Here is a 415-nt window from a genome sequence, read left to right as displayed (position 1 = left end):
CTTCCTGCTCGGGTTCCTCGGACTCGGGATCAGCCTGTTTCCGTATGTCGTTCCGCCGGACATCACGATCTGGCAGGCCGCCAACGCGCCCGAGTCGCAGATTTTCGTGCTTGTCGGCTACGCCGTCGCGGTGCCCATCACCTTCGCCTACACGGCCTATGCCTACTGGGTGTTCCGCGGGAAGGTGGCGGAGGAGATCGTGGGGGGCGGGTATTGAGCCGCCTGCCCCGCCTGGCCTGGTTCGTGCTGATCTATCTCGGCAGCATCGGCGCGTTCACGGTTCTGGTCTATGGCCTCCGCGCGATCGTGCCACGCTGAGCGTCACGCCACGCCGACGCCGAGCCGCTCGTCCCGGCGCCGGATCCACTGAACGACCGGGATCGTGAGGAGGACCATCCAGAGCTTGCCGATGACC

At 66.3% G+C, this 415-nt stretch carries 1 protein-coding gene; it reads left to right on the top strand.

The features are described from left to right. A partial coding sequence (locus AC2JF9_RS09860) for a cytochrome d ubiquinol oxidase subunit II (protein WP_500727416.1) occupies positions 1-217 on the top strand: 217 nt, incomplete at its 5' end. Positions 218-415 lie beyond the last annotated feature (198 nt).

It is taken from the genome of Lactobacillus sp. C449L, from assembly GCF_059900815.1.
Note: the sequence above shows the minus strand (reverse complement) of the source record. Positions and strands in the feature narration are given on the sequence as shown.